General features: G+C 69.0%; 14 protein-coding genes. 8 read left to right on the top strand and 6 right to left on the bottom strand.

Going from position 1 to position 16,028, the window contains the following annotated elements; translation table 11 throughout:
- Position 1: 1 nt before the first annotated feature.
- From ACLBX9_RS00775 to ACLBX9_RS00785, 3 genes are all read right to left on the bottom strand, one after another.
- Positions 2 to 439 carry a GlcG/HbpS family heme-binding protein gene (locus ACLBX9_RS00775; protein WP_158168377.1) on the bottom strand — a complete coding sequence of 146 codons (438 nt, stop codon included), beginning with the start codon at positions 437 to 439 and terminating at the stop codon, positions 2 to 4.
- A gap of 256 nt (positions 440 to 695) precedes the next feature.
- Positions 696 to 1,724, bottom strand: coding sequence for an alpha/beta fold hydrolase (locus ACLBX9_RS00780; RefSeq protein ID WP_447717560.1), 1,029 nt, complete (start codon positions 1,722 to 1,724; stop codon positions 696 to 698).
- Between the two features lie 98 nt (positions 1,725 to 1,822).
- Positions 1,823 to 2,887, bottom strand: coding sequence for a WcbI family polysaccharide biosynthesis putative acetyltransferase (locus tag ACLBX9_RS00785; protein WP_158168372.1), 1,065 nt, complete (start codon positions 2,885 to 2,887; stop codon positions 1,823 to 1,825).
- A 203-nt stretch (positions 2,888 to 3,090) separates the two neighbouring features.
- On the opposite strand from ACLBX9_RS00785, the gene ACLBX9_RS00790 reads away from it, so the two are divergent.
- Positions 3,091 to 4,422, top strand: a complete 1,332-nt coding sequence (locus ACLBX9_RS00790; RefSeq protein WP_447717561.1) for an MFS transporter — start codon at positions 3,091 to 3,093, stop codon at positions 4,420 to 4,422.
- Between the two features lie 640 nt (positions 4,423 to 5,062).
- Positions 5,063 to 5,764 (top strand): hypothetical protein, encoded by a 702-nt coding sequence (locus tag ACLBX9_RS00795; RefSeq protein WP_447717562.1) that lies wholly within the window; start codon positions 5,063 to 5,065, stop codon positions 5,762 to 5,764.
- Between the two features lie 26 nt (positions 5,765 to 5,790).
- Here ACLBX9_RS00795 and ACLBX9_RS00800 read toward each other — a convergent pair whose 3' ends face one another.
- Complete coding sequence (locus ACLBX9_RS00800) at positions 5,791 to 6,645, bottom strand: LysR substrate-binding domain-containing protein (RefSeq protein WP_447717563.1); 855 nt, start codon at positions 6,643 to 6,645, stop codon at positions 5,791 to 5,793.
- Between the two features lie 93 nt (positions 6,646 to 6,738).
- Between ACLBX9_RS00800 and ACLBX9_RS00805 the strand changes: the two genes are divergently transcribed.
- The gene (locus ACLBX9_RS00805) at positions 6,739 to 8,040 is read left to right on the top strand and encodes an aspartate aminotransferase family protein (protein WP_447717564.1); all 1,302 of its coding nucleotides are present in this window, start codon (positions 6,739 to 6,741) and stop codon (positions 8,038 to 8,040) included.
- Between the two features lie 50 nt (positions 8,041 to 8,090).
- Here the strand turns inward: ACLBX9_RS00805 and ACLBX9_RS00810 are convergent, their stop codons facing one another.
- Positions 8,091 to 9,956, bottom strand: a complete 1,866-nt coding sequence (locus tag ACLBX9_RS00810; RefSeq protein WP_039892607.1) for an ABC-F family ATP-binding cassette domain-containing protein — start codon at positions 9,954 to 9,956, stop codon at positions 8,091 to 8,093.
- Positions 9,957 to 10,275: 319 nt separating this feature from the next.
- Between ACLBX9_RS00810 and ACLBX9_RS00815 the strand changes: the two genes are divergently transcribed.
- Positions 10,276 to 11,337: an HD-GYP domain-containing protein gene (locus ACLBX9_RS00815; protein WP_447717565.1), complete on the top strand. Its 1,062-nt coding sequence runs from the start codon at positions 10,276 to 10,278 to the stop codon at positions 11,335 to 11,337.
- Positions 11,338 to 11,356: 19 nt separating this feature from the next.
- Here ACLBX9_RS00815 and ACLBX9_RS00820 read toward each other — a convergent pair whose 3' ends face one another.
- On the bottom strand, positions 11,357 to 12,271 hold the full coding sequence (locus ACLBX9_RS00820) for a UDP-3-O-acyl-N-acetylglucosamine deacetylase (protein ID WP_447717566.1): 915 nt from the start codon (positions 12,269 to 12,271) through the stop codon (positions 11,357 to 11,359).
- Positions 12,272 to 12,512: 241 nt separating this feature from the next.
- On the opposite strand from ACLBX9_RS00820, the gene ACLBX9_RS00825 reads away from it, so the two are divergent.
- From ACLBX9_RS00825 to ACLBX9_RS00840, 4 genes are all read left to right on the top strand, one after another.
- Positions 12,513 to 13,199 (top strand): Crp/Fnr family transcriptional regulator, encoded by a 687-nt coding sequence (locus ACLBX9_RS00825; RefSeq protein ID WP_447717567.1) that lies wholly within the window; start codon positions 12,513 to 12,515, stop codon positions 13,197 to 13,199.
- Between the two features lie 4 nt (positions 13,200 to 13,203).
- Positions 13,204 to 14,262, top strand: coding sequence for an ABC transporter ATP-binding protein (locus ACLBX9_RS00830; protein ID WP_447717568.1), 1,059 nt, complete (start codon positions 13,204 to 13,206; stop codon positions 14,260 to 14,262).
- Between the two features lie 74 nt (positions 14,263 to 14,336).
- Complete coding sequence (locus ACLBX9_RS00835) at positions 14,337 to 15,257, top strand: ABC transporter permease (RefSeq protein ID WP_447717569.1); 921 nt, start codon at positions 14,337 to 14,339, stop codon at positions 15,255 to 15,257.
- Positions 15,254 to 16,027, top strand: coding sequence for an ABC transporter permease (locus tag ACLBX9_RS00840; protein ID WP_447717570.1), 774 nt, complete (start codon positions 15,254 to 15,256; stop codon positions 16,025 to 16,027). The genes ACLBX9_RS00835 and ACLBX9_RS00840 overlap by 4 nt, the downstream gene beginning before the upstream one ends.
- Position 16,028 lies beyond the last annotated feature (1 nt).

The raw sequence follows: 16,028 nt of genomic DNA on the forward strand, positions 1-16,028 counted from the left end.
GTCAGGCGCCGGTCTCCGGCACGAGGCCGGCCGCCTCGATGCCCGCCACCGCACAGATCTCGTCGTTGTCGGAGGTATCTCCGGAAATGCCGATGGCACCGAGCAGCCGGCCCTCGCCGGACCGGATCAGCACGCCGCCCGGCACCGGCACTAGGGCGGCGGGGCCGGCAATGTGGGTCACGGCCGCCACGAAGTAGGGCTGCTGCTCCGCCCGAGCGTGGATCGCCCGGGAGCCGAGGCCCAGCGCCAGCGCGCCGTTGGCCTTCCCGCACGCGATCTCGGCCCGGCGCAGGGACGTGCCATCCTCGACGGAGACGAACTTCAACGCGCCGCGGGCGTCGTAGACCACCACGGCGAGAGGCTTCAGCGCGCGGGTCCGCGCCTCGCGCAGGGCGGTCTCCACGATGATGCGGGCGGTCTCGAGAGTCAGGTCGATCATGGGATACCAACGCGGCACCGCTCCGGGCGGCCGTCGCGACCTTATGGATCGGGTCGCGACCGGTCCACTGCCGGGGGCGAAGATGCGCCACGGATCGCGTCGGGCTGTGGCGTCAGCGGAATCGCCCAGCCTGTCGCAAGCGGCGACGCCAAGAAGCGCATAGCGCGGCTGCAGAGCAACGCGCCTGTCCAGTCGCAGGCTCGACCTCACCGGTTGCGAACCACGACCGGGGGCGTGGTCTGGCGACGCTTCCGGGTCAAACCGGTCGAGCGGCCGGCAGGCGCGTGATGCTCGCCAGGAACGCGTCGTAACCGGCCGTCACCGCCTCGAGTCGCTCGAAATGCGGGAAGGCGCCGGTCTGGAGCGTCTCGACCCGCCAGTTGGGCCGACCGGCCACGCGGGGCACGAGCCGGTAATCGACGAAGTCGCCGCGCACGCCGTGAACCATCCAGACCGGCAGGCGCAGACGTTCGTAGAGGCGTGTCGCATCGGTCGGGAACAGGTGGCCCGCGATGAAGCACCACGGCGCGTGCTCGGCGCCCGGCTGGTGCGCCGAGGCGTAGTCGTAGGCGAGCAGACCTTCGTCGATCCGCGAGGAGCCGAAGGTCTTGCGCAGGAAGAAGCGCATGCTCGGCCGGGTCACGAGGGCATCGTAGAGGGGGCGCCCCAGGGGCGGCCGGTCCAGGGCGTCCCGCAGCCAGTCGCGCCCGCGATGCCCGTCCGGCGGCCCTTCGCCGGAGAGCTGCGCGTCGAAGCCCGTCGGGCTGATCAGGGCGAGGCTGCGGTAGGCATCGGACCGCTCGAGACTCGCCCGGGCGAGAAAAGAGGCGGACAGCGACAGCGCCAGGGCGTCGATCGGTAGGCCGTCGTGGCGGGCCCGGATCTCTTCGGTGGCCGCGTGGATCGCCTCCACCATGAGCCGGGGCGTGTAGCGGCGGCGTGTCCGCTCGGAGAAGCCGAAACCGGGCAGGTCGAGGGCATAGACTGGCCGCTGGCCACGGTAGTGCAGGTAGAGCGGACGGACCTCGTAGGCGTTCGCGGCCGCGTTGATGGAGTGGATCAGCAGCAGCGGAACGCCCGGCACGTCGGCCGTCCCGTACAGTGAGAGCTCTCCGGCGCGCCTCGTGCCGAGCCGCTCGTGCCGGCCGGGCAGGGCGGGCGGCAGAGGCATGCGCCGATCTACGGCCAGCCGGCTCCAGCCGACGAGGCCGGCCGCCGTGCCGACGACTGTCAGGGCCGCAGCCACCGCCGGTCGGACGGCCCTGTGCCGGGTAGGGGAAGACATCGGAACACCTCGCGGTCGATCCCGCGGCCGCGGGCGGTGCGCGACAACGCCGGTCGCGCCGGGAAGTGCCCGGGCGATCGGGCCTGAGGTCGGGATCCCTAAGAGGCGTGCCCGGCGAAGCTGCCGGCCTTGAGCGCCGGCACCTGGGCCATCGACCGCAGGGGAGCATCGCTCCGGCCCGCCGCCTCGCGCAGGAAGTCCACCGTCGGCGGATCGTTGCGCCATCCCTGGACGCGCTGGGAAATCAGGAGATTGCGCTCCCGCCGGTCGTAGTTGGCGTAGGAGGCCGCCACGAACTCCGTCCGGCTCATGGTCCGCGCCGGACCCGACCGGCGCGTCTCCGCCTTGAAGAAAAGGGCGCTGCCCGGAATGCCGTAATGCTGGCCGATCTCCGGATAGACGGGCCAGCTGCCCTGACCGCCCAGGTCATCCGGCAGGAACGCGTCGAGATCGCATTCCTCGAATGGCACACCGGCCTTCGTCAGCAGACCCCGCGCGAGGTCGGCCACGACATAGAGCTTCGTGTGGTTGATCGAGTGCATGAAGCAGCCGCGCCGCACCCAGCGCGTCAGATGCGTGTCGAGGTCGTAGCCGGCCTGGACGCCCAATCCGCGCAGGTAGGAGACCGATTCGTCCCAGAGATTGTAGTAGCCGAGGCGCTCGAACACCGGCTCGGCGAACAGCCGCAGGGCCTGCCCCTGCGAGAAGCCCGCGAGATACGCGAAGAGTGTCACAGCGGAATGCGAATGCCCCATCGGCCCCGAGATCAGGCCGTTGAGCGTATTGTGGTCCTGCACGCCGACATGGACGAGGTCGGGATGGTAGGCGCCGAACACGATCGTCGGGATCAGCCGCACCTTGGGATGCGTGCGCAGGGTGTCGATCGTACCGCCGCCCTTGAAGCGCGGCAGGTAGATGCTGGAGAAGACGTGATCGTAGCCGTCCGCATGCGCCATCAGGTCGGCGAGGCGCGGGAAGCGGCGGGCCGCCGTGAAGGCTGAGACGAAATCCACCTGCGCGCCGGGCAGGAGGTACCGCATCGCCTTGGCGATGGATCCGGCTTGGCACACGCCGATCACGAGGATGCGCGGAGACCCGGTCCGCTTCTTCCCGAACTGCGCGAGCCGGTGCCGCGCGCGCCAGAGGCTATCGACGGTCAACATCCGGCTTCAATCGCATGTCCGCGGGCGGCGGGCAAACAGCTCCATGGGTCGCCGGGACGCTTGACCGGTAATCGCCCCGGCGTGGCGTTGCGGACCCCGCGTCGTGACAGATGGCCGGGGCTGTCTCCGGCACCGTCTGGCCTGTCCCGCAGGCTTGTTCCATGCCCACGTTCTGCCGAGCCGAATAATCCAGGAGGACAGGCATGGCCCCGACGCAAGCGCCGGACGCGGTTCCGGAGATCGAGCGGGCGACCCTGCGCCGGGTCACCTGGCGGATCCTGCCGTTCCTGATGCTCGCGTATTTCGTGGCCTTCGTCGACCGGGTGAATGCCGGCTTCGCCGCTCTGCAGATGAACCACGACATCGGCCTCTCGGCCGCGCAGTTCGGCCTCGGCGGTGGCCTGTTCTACGTGTCTTACGTGCTGTGCGAGGTGCCCAGCAATCTCGCCATGGAGCGCTTCGGAGCCCGGATCTGGATCGCCCGGATCATGATCACCTGGGGGCTCGTCTCCGCCGCCATGGCCTTCGTCGTCGGGCCCGTATCCTTCTATGCGGTGCGGCTGCTGCTGGGCGCCTCCGAGGCCGGATTCTTCCCAGGCGTGATACTCTATCTGACCTACTGGTTCCCGCGCGCCTATCGCGGCCGGATCGTGGCCGTTTTCATGGTGGCGATCCCGATCTCGAGCTTCCTCGGCTCGCCGATCTCCGCGGCGATCCTCAACACCGACGGCCTGCTTGGCCTGCGCGGCTGGCAATGGTTGTTCATCTTGGAGGCGGCGCCGGCCGTGCTCCTCGGCCTGCTCGCCTTCATGCTCCTGCCGGACGGGCCGGGCGAGGCGCGCTGGCTCACACCCCAGCAGAGCGCGTGGCTCCAGGACCGCCTTGCCGCCGAGCGCGCTTCGGTGGTCGAAGGCGCGGCGGCGCCGGCCAGACACCTCACCGTCTGGGAAGTCCTGCGCAACCGCTACGTGCTGGCCGCATCGCTGATCTACGCGGGAGCCTCGGGCGCGAGCCAGTGTCTGTCCCTGTGGCAACCGCAGATCATCAAGTCTTTCGGTCTGACCAATCTTGAGACCGGGCTGCTCAACTCGATTCCTTTCGGGGTCGCCTCCGTGCTGATGATCCTTTGGGGCCGGTCATCCGACCGGAAGCGGGAGCGGGTCTGGCACACGGCTTTGCCGCTGGGCCTTCTGGCGGTGAGTCTCGCCGCGTCGATCGCGACGGCGCAACTTCTGCCGACGATCCTGATCCTGTGTCTCGCGGTAACCGCGACCTACATGGTGAAGGGACCGTTCTGGGCGCTCTCCACCGAGTGGTTGTCGGCCGGCGCCGCGGCAGCCGGCATCGCGCAGATCAACGCGATCGGCAACATCGGCGGCTTCGTGGGCACCTACCTGCTGGGCGTGATCAAGGATGTTACGGGCAGCTATCCGCTTGGTCTGCTGCCGCTGGTCATTCTCTCCGGTGCAGGGTGTCTGCTGGTCCTCGGACTCGGGCGCGGTCGCGGCCAGGCGGTGCGCTCAGCGGCGGCCTGACTGCCGGGCTGAAGGCCCGCTTTGATTGTCACAAAGATCGGGAATGGACTTTTGCTTCAATGATCGAGGATAGAAAAGAATATCTGGCACTTAATTGAGTATCGATGCCGCCAAGATATGATTGGCGATAAGATTGTTGATGCCCGTATTTGCGTCGTTGACAGATCTGCTATTCGGTGGTCACAGTCGACGGCGTAGAGCATGAAGCTCAACGCTGGTGCATCGGCGGGCATGACGACCGTCGGATGGCCGATGTCTGAGGCAGGCGAACGCCTTCCTGACAGCGCTCGGCGCGAGGTCACCCCCGGATGGTACCCGCGGCTTTGATGACGCCACTTTCGAGACCCGTGGCTTCGTGACGAAGGAATTCGGCGGGTCCGCTACGCAGCGCGGGTGCACGACCCCTTTGTCGAGGAACCGCGTCAATATCGGAGGCGTGCGACCATCGGATCGCGGCATCGCCTGATCGGCAAGCGCGGGCGGCCGTGCCGTTGGAATGGCGTCGAACCGGAACCGCCATGCCTTCCTCGGAGGGCGACGTTCTGAGCCGGACCGATCCGGCCAGACATGCATCCGCGGTGAAAGGCAGGTCTAGACCCGGGTCGATCGGAAGCTTGGCTTTGACGGGGGAGAGTGCGGAATGGACTACGTACCATCGATGGCCGCCGTCGTTGCGGCCACACAGAGGGGTCAGACGCCCGAAACCGGTACAATCACCGCGGCGGCTACGGTCGCGACCACAGCGACCGCGGCTCTCGACCCGCGCTCGATCTTCGCGCTGTCCCCCGAAGCCGCCGACGTCGTGCTGACGCTGGCTCAGATCCGAATCCAGCCGATCCAAGTTGCGGAGTCCGACAACCGTCCCGGCCATGGCTCCCCGGCCGTCGGCGCCGCGATCGTCACGGCCATGGCGACAACGTCGGTCGTTATCCCTGAAGCCTCCAAAACGGTGAGTGCCGCCAACCGGACTTGGACCGAGGATGTGCGGCTGGAGGCCATCCCGTCCAGGAAGGTCGGCGCCGACCTCAGCGTCCAGTACGACAACCCGCGCGTCATGGCGGCCTGGAGCGCGGCGTTCCCCGATATCGCAGGCCGCAAGTTCCGCGGTCTCCAGCTGTCGGACACGCACCTCAGATCTTCGCTCGCCAAACTGGCCGCGGAAAACATCGGCTTCAGTGGGCTGGAGAGGGACATCTACCTTCTGTGCAACGACGAGAAGTTCAGGATCTTCAGCGCGGAACATCCGGAAACGAAGGTGAACTGGATCTACGTCGATAACGACGATGTCCTTCTGTTCTGGCCGAAGGAACCGGGCTCGGATACGGACGCCGTGCGCGTCTGAGACGCCGCCCCTCCGCCCACACGCCCTTAGAGACCCGGCAGCACCGCCCGGACGTGCGCGGCAAAGGCGCGCGTCAGCGGCGAGGCGTGCTGCTCCTCCAGACGGAGCGTGAGGCCGATCCGTGGAAGCGGCGGCAGTCCGTTCCCCCGCGACTCGACGCGCAGATCGGCCGGAACCGCCGACCGGGTCAGCACTGCAACGGCTTGGCCCGACCGCGCGACCGCCAGCAGCCCCGACAGGCTACCGCTGGCGTAGGCGATCCGGTAGGCGCGCCCGGCCCGTTCCAAGGCGGTTCGCGCCGCCCGATGATCGAGGGTGTCGGGATCGCCGAGGGCGAGCGGCAGCGGGTCCGGCCACGGTGCGGTGGCATCCTTCGCCGTCACCCAGACGAGTTCTTCCCGCCTCAGGATGGCGCGCTCGGCCGCGCGGGGAACGGAGACCAGGGCAAGGTCGAGGCCGCCGCGTTCGAGCCGTTCTTCGAGCCGGGGCGTCGCGGCGCAGACCACTTCGATCGCCGCCGCCGGATGATGCTGAGCGAAGCCGCGCAGGAGCGCGGGCAGGAATGCTTGGGCATAATCATCCGGGCATCCGAAGCGCAGGGATCCGCTGAGGCTCCGGCCTGAGAATTCGGCGAGGGCATCGTCGTGCGACGCGAGGATGCGTCGGCCATGGACGAGAAGTCGCTCGCCCTGGACGGTGAGCAGAACACCCCGGCCCGTCCGCGTCAGCAACGGTCGGTCGATGAGTTCCTCCAGTCGCTTCATCTGCATGCTCAGCGCGGCTTGGCTTCGGCCGACCCGCTCGGCCGCCCGGCTGAGTGCACCGGTCTCCGCCACGGCGGCGAAGCTGCGCAGGAGGTCGATATCGAGGGTCCGTCCCATCAGGATCTCTGAATTCTCGTTTCAGAACTATAAGCTGGTGCGTGGGTCCGGTCGCCCCTTAGCATGCTGGGCAGACGCGGAGCACGAGCGACGATGACGCAGAATGCCGACGAAGATTTCTGGGATCGCGCCCGGCGCCACTTGGTGCGGTACGGCGGCGCGTTCGCCCCCGTCATCGTCGAGCGGGCGGAAGGCAGCTTCGTCATCGACGCCGACGGCAGGAAAATCCTCGATTTTACCTCCGGTCAGATGAGCGCGATCCTGGGCCACGGCCATCCGGAAATCGCCGCGGTGGTGGCGGATCACGTGAGGACCCTCGACCATCTGTTCAGCGGCATGCTGAGCCGACCCGTGGTCGATCTCGCCACCGAACTCGCCCGGCTCGCGCCTGGGCAACTCGACCGCTCCATGCTGTTGACGACCGGGGCGGAGGCCAATGAGGCCGCGCTGCGCATGGCCAAGCTCGCAACCGGCGGCTGGGAGGTGGTGAGCTTCGCCCAGTCCTGGCACGGCATGACGGCCGGGGCCGCTTCGGCGACCTACAGCGCGGGTCGCAAGGGCTACGGCCCGGCGCCGGTCGGATCGTTCGCGATTCCGGCGCCGAATGCCTACCGCCCCATCTTCGAGACGGGGGGCGCTCCCGATTGGCAGGCCGAGCTGGACTACGCCTTCGCGCTGGTCGACCGTCAATCCACCGGCAATCTCGCGGCGTTCCTAGCCGAACCGATCCTCAGCTCCGGCGGGATCATCGAGCTTCCGCCCGGCTACCTCGCGGCGCTCAAGCAGAAATGCACCGAGCGCGGCATGCTGCTGATCCTTGACGAGGCCCAGACTGGTATCGGCCGCACCGGGCTGATGTTCGCGTGCGAGCGCGACGGGGTGGTGCCGGATATCCTCACCCTGTCGAAGACGCTGGGCGCCGGCCTGCCGCTCGCCGCGGTGATGACCACGCCGGAGATCGAGGATCTCTGCCACGCCCGCGGCTTCCTGTTCTACACGACCCATGTCTCCGATCCGCTCCCGGCGGCGGTCGGCCTGAAGGTCTTGGAGATCGTTCAGCGCGACGGGCTCGTCGGGCGGGCCGCGGCGGCCGGCGCCCATCTGGCCGCCCGGTTGCGCGCGCTCCAGCAACGCTTTGCCTGCATCGGCGACGTGCGCGGGCGGGGGCTGCTGCAGGGCGTGGAAATCATCGCCGACCGGGCCTCCAAGGTGTCGGCGCCGGAACTGGGCGACGCGATCACCCGGCGCTGCCTCGAACTCGGGCTGAGCATGAACATCGTCCAGCTGCCGGGCATGGGCGGCGTGTTTCGCATCGCGCCGCCGCTGACGGCCACGGACGCGGAACTCGACCTCGGTGTCGACATCCTTGAGCAGGCGATCGAGAGTGCCGTATAGGCGGCTTCCAAAAGGCTTCCGCAAGGCTTCCCTGGCGCGTCCTCAAGCGCTCAGGCCGCCTCAATCTCAGCGCTCACGGTCAGCCACTCCTCCTCGGCGGCTGCGAGCGCGCTGGCCGCGTCCGCCCGCATCTTGGCGATCTCGCCGGCCTTGGCGGCGTTCTCGCGGAAGGCCGAGCCGTCCTCCAGGGCCGCGTCGATCTTCTGAATCGCCGCCGTCAGCTTCGCCATCCGCGCCTCGATGGCGTCGAGTCGCTTGCGCAACGGCGCCAGCGCGGCGCGGCGCTCGACGCCCGCGCGCCGCGCCTCGGCCTTCTGACCGCCGGACGGCTCGGCGTCGCGCTCCGCGTCCCGCTCCGGGCCCGACAGAACGAGGCGGCGGTAATCGTCCATGTCGCCGTCGAAGGTCTTCACGGTGCCATCCGAGACGAGCCAGAGCCGGTCGGCGCAGGCCTCGACCAGGAACCGATCGTGGGAGACCAGGATGACAGCACCCTCGTAGTCGTTGATCGCCTCGACCAGGGCCTGACGGCTCTCGATGTCGAGATGGTTGGTCGGCTCGTCGAGGATCAGGAGGTGAGGCCCGTGAAAGGCGGCGAGTCCCATCAGCAGGCGCGCCTTCTCGCCGCCCGAGAGCTTCTCCACCGGCGTGTCGGCCTTGTTGGCGCCGAAACCGAGGCGGGCTGTCGCTGAGCGCACCTTCGCCTCCGGCACGTCCGGCATCAGGGTCCGGACATGCGCGTAAGCGCTCTCGGCGGGGCGCAACTCGTCGAGCTGGTGCTGGGCGAAATAGGCCACCTCCATCTTGGAGGAGCGCTTGACCTCGCCGGCAAGCGGCCCCAGCCGACCGCCGATCAGCTTGCAGAAGGTGGACTTGCCGTTGCCGTTGGCGCCCAGCAGCGCCACCCGGTCGTCAGGCGCGAGACTGAGATCGAGCCCGGTGAGCACGATGCGGTCGCCGTAGCCGGCCTTTACCCGCTCCATGGCGACGATCGGCGGCGACAGCGGCTTCTCCGGGCTCGGCAGATGGATCACCGGCACGTCGTCCTCGAGGAGCGCCGCGATCGGCTCCATCTTGGCGAGCCGCTTCATCCGTGACTGGGCCTGCCGCGCCTTGGTGGCCTTGGCCTTGAAGCGGTCGATGAAGCTCTGCAGATGCGCCCGCTCGGCATCCTGCTTGGCCTTGGCCTTGGCCTGCAGGACCCGCTTCTCGGACAGCTGTTTGGCGAAGCTCGTATAGCCGCCGCGGTAAATCGTCAGCTTGCCGCGATCGAGATGGAGGATGTGGTCGACGCTGGTGTCGAGCAGGTCGCGGTCGTGGCTGATGATGATCGCCGTACGCGGGTAGCGTTCCAGGTAGTCGTAGAGCCAGAGGGTGCCCTCGATGTCGAGGTAGTTGGTCGGCTCGTCGAGGAGCAGCAGGTCCGGTTCGGAAAACAGCACGGCGGCGAGCGCCACGCGCATTCGCCAACCGCCGGAAAAGTCCGAGCAGGGGCGGCCCTGGGCGGCCGCATCGAAGCCGAGACCGTGCAGGATCGCGGCCGCACGCGCCGGCGCCGAGTGCGCGTCGATATCGACAAGCCGCGTCTCGATCTCGGCCCGGCGCAGTCCGTCGGCGTGCTCAGCCTCCGCCATCAGCCGGGCGCGTTCCGTGTCGGCGGCGAGGACGACGGCGTGCAGCGTCTCGGGACCGGCCGGCGCCTCCTGCGCAACGGCACCGATCCGCATGCCCCGGGGCAGGGATACGGATTTCGCATCCACCGGAAGGTCGCCCAGGATGGCCTTGAACAGCGTGGTCTTGCCGGCGCCGTTGCGCCCGACGAGCCCCACGCGGGCGCCCTCCGGGATCGTAAAGCTCGCCGAGTCGAGGATCAGACGGTCGCCGATGCGGTAGGAAAGGTCGTTGACGCGCAGCATGGCGGCGTTCTGGCCGTCCGGACGCGGCGAGGCAAGCGCGGCCTGCGTGCCGGCCATCTGCGCCGATCAACAAGCAGTCGTAGGGGATCGGTCTCTGTTGATCGATCTAAAAGCGATGCAAAAGCCGGCATTTTAACGGAATGGCATCAAAGCCGCTTCAGTATCGCGCATCAAGCCTGCGGTCCAACCGCGGTGGTCGTCCCCTGGGTACGAATGCGGACGCAGGCGGATCAGTATTGCGTCTCGGCGCGCCGTCGGGTGGGCGCGCCGCAGCCTGCGGTATCGTGCGCTCGGGGGGGCGGACGACGGGAGCGAAATCTTGGGCCGGACCCTGATCCTCACCGACGACCTCAGCCGCGGCGAGCGGCTCGCCCGCAGCCTCGGCGCGGTCGGGTCAGCGACGCTCCACGACCTCTACGGCGATACCGCGCCGCCCGCAGGCGCCACGCTGATCATCAGCGACGTCAGTGCGCTGACGTCCGAGTCCGTGCGCCGTCTGCGCCAAGCCCTCGCGGTGGCGCGCGGCACCGGCACGCCCTTCCTGCATCTGGTCCACGGCAACCTAGAGCGCGGCGAGATCCAGGCCACGGCCCTGGGGGCGACCCGGGCCCTGCCGGCCTCTGTGGCCGGGGCCATGCTGCTCAACGCCGTCGCGTCCCTGACCGGCGAGCCGTCGGGTCGGACGGCCGCCATCCCGCGGGAAGGAATCGAAGGCGCGCGGACAGCCTTCGCCGCCATCTTCCGTGCCGATCGCTGCCCTGAGCCGGCGATCGTCGAGTCCGGGGCTGTCCTGGTCAATCGCGCGGTCCGCGAGGCCAAGATCCGGGATTGGCTTGCCGTGGTGGCGAAGTTCGATGACGTGACCCACCGCCATTGCCTGAGCGTCGCCGGTTTGGCGGCGGCCTTCGCGCGCCAACTCGGGCTCAACGAATCCGACTCGAACTTTCTGATCAAGGGCGCGCTGCTTCACGACATCGGCAAGGCCAAGATCCCACTCGCCATCCTGAACAAGCCGGCCCCACTGACGCCGGAGGAACGGGTCGAGATGGCCCGCCATCCGGTTCTCGGACACGGCATGCTCCTCGGAGGGGGTTACGATGCGCTGACCCTGGCGGTGGTCCGCTCGCACCATGAGTACCTCGATGGCACCGGCTATCCGGATAAGCTCTGCGGCAAGGAGATCCCGGATCTCGTCCGGCTGATCACGATCTGCGACATCTTCGCGGCGCTCATCGAGGCCCGACCCTACAAGGCGCCGAAAGCCGCTGGCGAGGCCTACGCGATCCTGAAGACCATGGAAGCCAAGCTCGACGGCGACCTCGTGCGCGCATTCGGGGGCGTCGCGCTCGCCTGCGAGACGCCACTCCGGGTTTCGGCCTGAAGGATCCGTTCGCCGGCGTTCAGATCAGCTCCCACGCTCCTTCGTCCTCCATCAGGGCGGCCACGAGGGCGTGATTCAGTTCGTGCCCGGTGTGCAGGGCGGTCACCCGCCCTTCGATGGGGTGTCCCGTCAAAGCGAAATCACCGATCAGGTCGAGGATACGGTGCCGCACCGGCTCACCCGGCACCTGCATCCCGCCAAGCACGCGCCCCCGGACGAGCAGCGCCGCCGAGCGGGGAGAGACGCCCTGCAGGAAGTCCCTGCGCGCGAAGTATCCGTAGGCGCGTCCGGCCATCGCCCGGACGTAGCGGCCGAAGCTGCGTGCCGGGGCGATCTCTCGCTCGAAGCTCTCCGGGGTTATGGCGCCCGACCAGTCGATCGCACCGAAATGGGCGAGGGCGATGTGACCTGTCACGTGGAAGCCCGGACCGGGCTCGATCCGAAGGAGGCGCTGCCCCCGCTCCACCGAGACGGCACGGCGGACCTTGATCACGCGGCAGGTCGGCGCCTGCTCGCTCCGACCCGCCGCCTGGATCGCTTGGCACCAGGGCGCAGCGCTGCCATCGAAGATCGGCAACTCGTCCGCGTCGATCTCGGCCAGGACGTTGTCGACCTGCAGAGCGCTCAGGGACGCCATCAGGTGCTCGATCGTCCGGACGAGCACGCCCTCGCGCCGGATCGCCGACGAGAGCGGCTGCGATTCTCGGTGATGCCAGCGTGCGGGCACGTCGACGACGCGGCCGTCCTCGAGGTGGCGACGGAAGACGATGCCGTGATCCGCCGGCGCCGGGCTGACCCGCACGGTGGCGTAACGTCCGGAATGCAGGCTGCGCCCGGACCGTTCGAACGGCGCCGCGAGCGTGGCCTGCCGCCGCGGCGATGCTATCGTTTTACAGGGTGCGTGCCCCGCGAAGGTGATCTCGTCTGCCATCATGGCCGCGCCCCCACGCGGCGCTTGGGCTTATCGCCGATTCCAGATCCACGCTAATAAACTCCTGTTCAGCCAAGCGCGGCTTGACCGCTCTGCCTGCGCCCGTCACGATCGCGGCCGCCCGGCCGATCGAGCAGCGCAGCGGCGATGCTCGGATTTCCAGTGCGGGCTGCTCCCGTCCCCCATCTGCTGGCCGGCACCCGTCAGGGCAGGGACGGAGGCCGGAGTTGAGGGGACACGACTGATGGCGCGGCTGGGCACGATACCCTTCTTCAAGGACCCGGGCATCGAGCTCAGCACCTTCGAACCCCGCTGCCACTGGCGGCGGTTCGACGAGAACGAGGTCCTAGTCGACTTCGACGACATTTCCACGGACGTCTACTTCATTGCCTCCGGCGAGGTCCGCATCCTGAACCGCACGCAGTCGGGCAAGGAGGTGATCCTCGGGGAGATGCGCGGCGGCGCCTTTTTCGGCGAGCTGGCGGCGATCGACGGGATCGGCCGCTCGGCCAACGTCACGGCGCTCACCCGCGGCGAAGTGTGCGTGGTACCCGCCGCCGTGTTCCGTCAGATGGTCTTCGCGTCCGAGGTGATCGCCGACCGGCTGTTCAGGCTGCTCGCCAAGCGCGTGCGCGAGCTGAACACCCGGCTGATGGAGCACGCGCTGCTCGACCTGAAGCACCGCCTCTACGCCGAGCTGCTGCGCCTGTCGGTTCCACGCGCCGGCGCCTCGGGTGAACGGGTCGTGTCGCCTCCGCCCTACCATCACGTGCTCGCCGCCCGGATCGGCTGCCGCCGCGAGCAGGTCACGCGGGAGTTTACCGCGATGGCCGCGGAGGGGCTGGTCGACCGCACCCGCGGCGCACTCGTGCTGCGCCGGCCCGACCTTCTGGAAGCGCGCGTCGCCGAGGCGTTGCGCGAGGATTCCTGATCCCTTGACCGGCGCGCCGCCGCCGCGCCTGCGGCTTCAGGATCTGACCAAGCAGTTCGGCACGCACACGGCCGTCGATGCCGTCACGCTGGATCTCGAGCCCGCGGAGTTCTTCTGCCTCCTCGGACCGTCCGGCTGCGGCAAGAGCACCTTGCTGCGCATGATCGCCGGGTTCGACATTCCGAGCGCGGGGCGCATCCTTCTGGGCAGTGCAGACCTGACCGGGCTCCCGCCGCACCGGCGGCCGGTGAACATGATGTTTCAATCCTACGCCCTGTTCCCGCACATGAGCGTGGCGGGCAATGTTGGTTACGGACTCAAGGGCCTAGGCCGGACGGCCGCGGCCGAGCGGGTCGGCGATCTCCTCCGGCTGGTCCGTCTGGACGGTTTCGGCGACCGACGGCCCGAGACGCTCTCGGGCGGTCAGCGTCAGCGGGTTGCCCTCGCCCGTGCCCTCGCCCGCGAGCCCAAGCTGCTGCTCCTCGACGAGCCGCTCGGCGCGCTGGACCGTGGCCTGCGGGAGGAGACCCAGGGCGAACTGCGCGCCGTGCAGCGCCGGCTCGGCACCGCCTTCGTGGTCGTCACCCATGATCCGGAGGAGGCGATGATGCTCGCCGACCGGATCGGCGTGATGGAGAAGGGCCGCCTCGTTCAGGTCGGAAAGCCGGCTGACCTCTATCGCCGACCGGCGAGCCGCTTCGTGGCGGGCCTGCTCGGGGACGTGAACCTGATCCGGGGACACCTCGGGCCGGAGGAGCCGGGGGGCGTCCGAGCGGTCCAGACCGTGCACGGCACGGTGCGCGGCGTGGCGACGACGACCCTGGGGGAGGGGGCGCCGGTCGTCGTGGCGGTCCGGCCGGAGGATCTTGTCCTCGGGTCCGATGGGCTTCCCGTGGTCATCGCCGACGCCCTGTTTCTGGGCGACCGCGTGCGCCGGACGCTGCGTCTGCCGGACGGCACCGCCCTGCGGGCGAGCGGGCGCCCCGACGCCGTGGATGGGGCCTCAGGCTCGGAATCGCGCGTCAATTTCGATCCCCAGGCCGCGGTGATCCTCCCGGCATGACGGCGCCCGATCATGCGAAAGTCCGGACCGCACCAGCGGCCACGAACCGGCCCGCGCAACCCGAACCGCCACCCATGACCCGCCCGAGATCCGGCCGCGGCTTCGCCCGGCTGGTGCGGCTCCCGCCCTTCGCGTGGCTGTCGGTCTTCTTCCTCGTGCCCTTCGCGATCACGCTGAAGATCAGTCTGTCGGAGCCGGCCACGGCGATCCCGCCCTATCTGCCGGTGCTCGACTGGCGCGCCGGCCTTGAGGGCTGGTCGTCGAACCTCGAAGCTCTGGACTTCGACAACTACGCGACCCTCTACGCCGATCCGCTCTACCGCGACGCTGCCCTCGGCTCCCTGACCTACGCCGCGGTAGCGAGCCTGATCCTCGTCGCCCTCGGCATCCCGCTCGCCTACGCCCTGGCCCGCTCGCCCGCCCGTTGGCAGCCGCTCCTCGTCGCCCTCGTCGTCGTGCCGTTCTGGACGAGCTTCCTGATCCGCATCTACGCCTGGATCGCGATCCTGAAGCCCGAGGGGCTGCTCAATCTGGTGCTGCTCCGGCTTGGCCTGATCTCCGCGCCGCTCACGATCCTCAATACCGACGCCGCCATCCTGATCGGCCTCGTCTACGCCTACCTGCCATTCATGGTGCTGCCGCTCTACGCGGTGATGAACCGGCTCGATCCCGCGCTGCGGGAGGCCGCGGCCGACCTTGGCGCGTCGCCAGCCCGGGTGTTCTGGAGCGTGACCCTGCCGCTCAGCCTGCCGGGGATCCTGGCGGGCGCCGGACTGTGCTTCATTCCCATGGTGGGCGAGTTCGTCATTCCCGACCTCCTCGGCGGCTCGGAGACGCTGATGCTCGGCCGAGTACTCTGGACCGAGTTCTTCTCGAACCGCGACTGGCCCCTGGCCTCAGCGGTCGCGGTCCTCATCCTCGCCATCGTGATCGGGCCCGTGGTGCTGTTCCGCGACAGCCTGCGCGCGGGCGAGACCGAGGACGGGCGGCCATGACCTGGGTGACCCGCACCGCCCTGGTGGCCGGGCTCGGCTTCCTCTACGCGCCGATCCTCGTGCTGATCGCCTACTCGTTCAACGCGTCGCCCCTTGTGACGGTCTGGGGCGGGATCTCGACACGGTGGTACGAGGCGCTCTTCTCGGACGCGCCCCTGCTGGCCGCTGCCTGGGTGTCGCTGAAGGTGGCGGTTCTCTCGAGCCTCGTCGCCACGGTCCTCGGCACGGCGGCGGCGCTAGTGCTGGAGCGCCATGGTCGGTTTCGCGGGCGCGCGCTGTTCACCGGGCTCGTCCTCGGGCCGATGGTGATGCCGGAGGTGATGATTGGCCTCTCGCTCCTCCTGATGTTCATCGGCATCGGCTTCGATCGCGGCCTCGCCACGATCGTCATCGCGCACGCCACCTTCTGCACCGGCTTCGTCGCCGTCGTCGTCGCGGCGCGCCTGCGCGGCCTGGATCGCTCCCTGGAGGAGGCAGCGGCGGATCTCGGCGCGACGCCGTGGCGCGTGCTCACCACCGTGACCCTGCCGCTGCTGGCACCGGCGGTCGTAGCCGGCGCGCTCCTCGCCTTCAGCCTGTCGCTCGACGATCTGGTCATCGCGAGTTTCGTCTCGGGTCCGGGCTCGACCACCCTTCCGATGCGTCTCTACAGTCAGGTCCGTCTCGGCGTGAACCCCGAGATCAATGCCGCCTCGACGCTGCTGGTCGGGTTCGTCAGCGCGGCGGTGCTGCTGGCTTCCTGGCTGACAGCCCGGCGCGGCCCGGCTTGAA

It is taken from the genome of Methylobacterium sp. A49B, assembly GCF_053346215.1.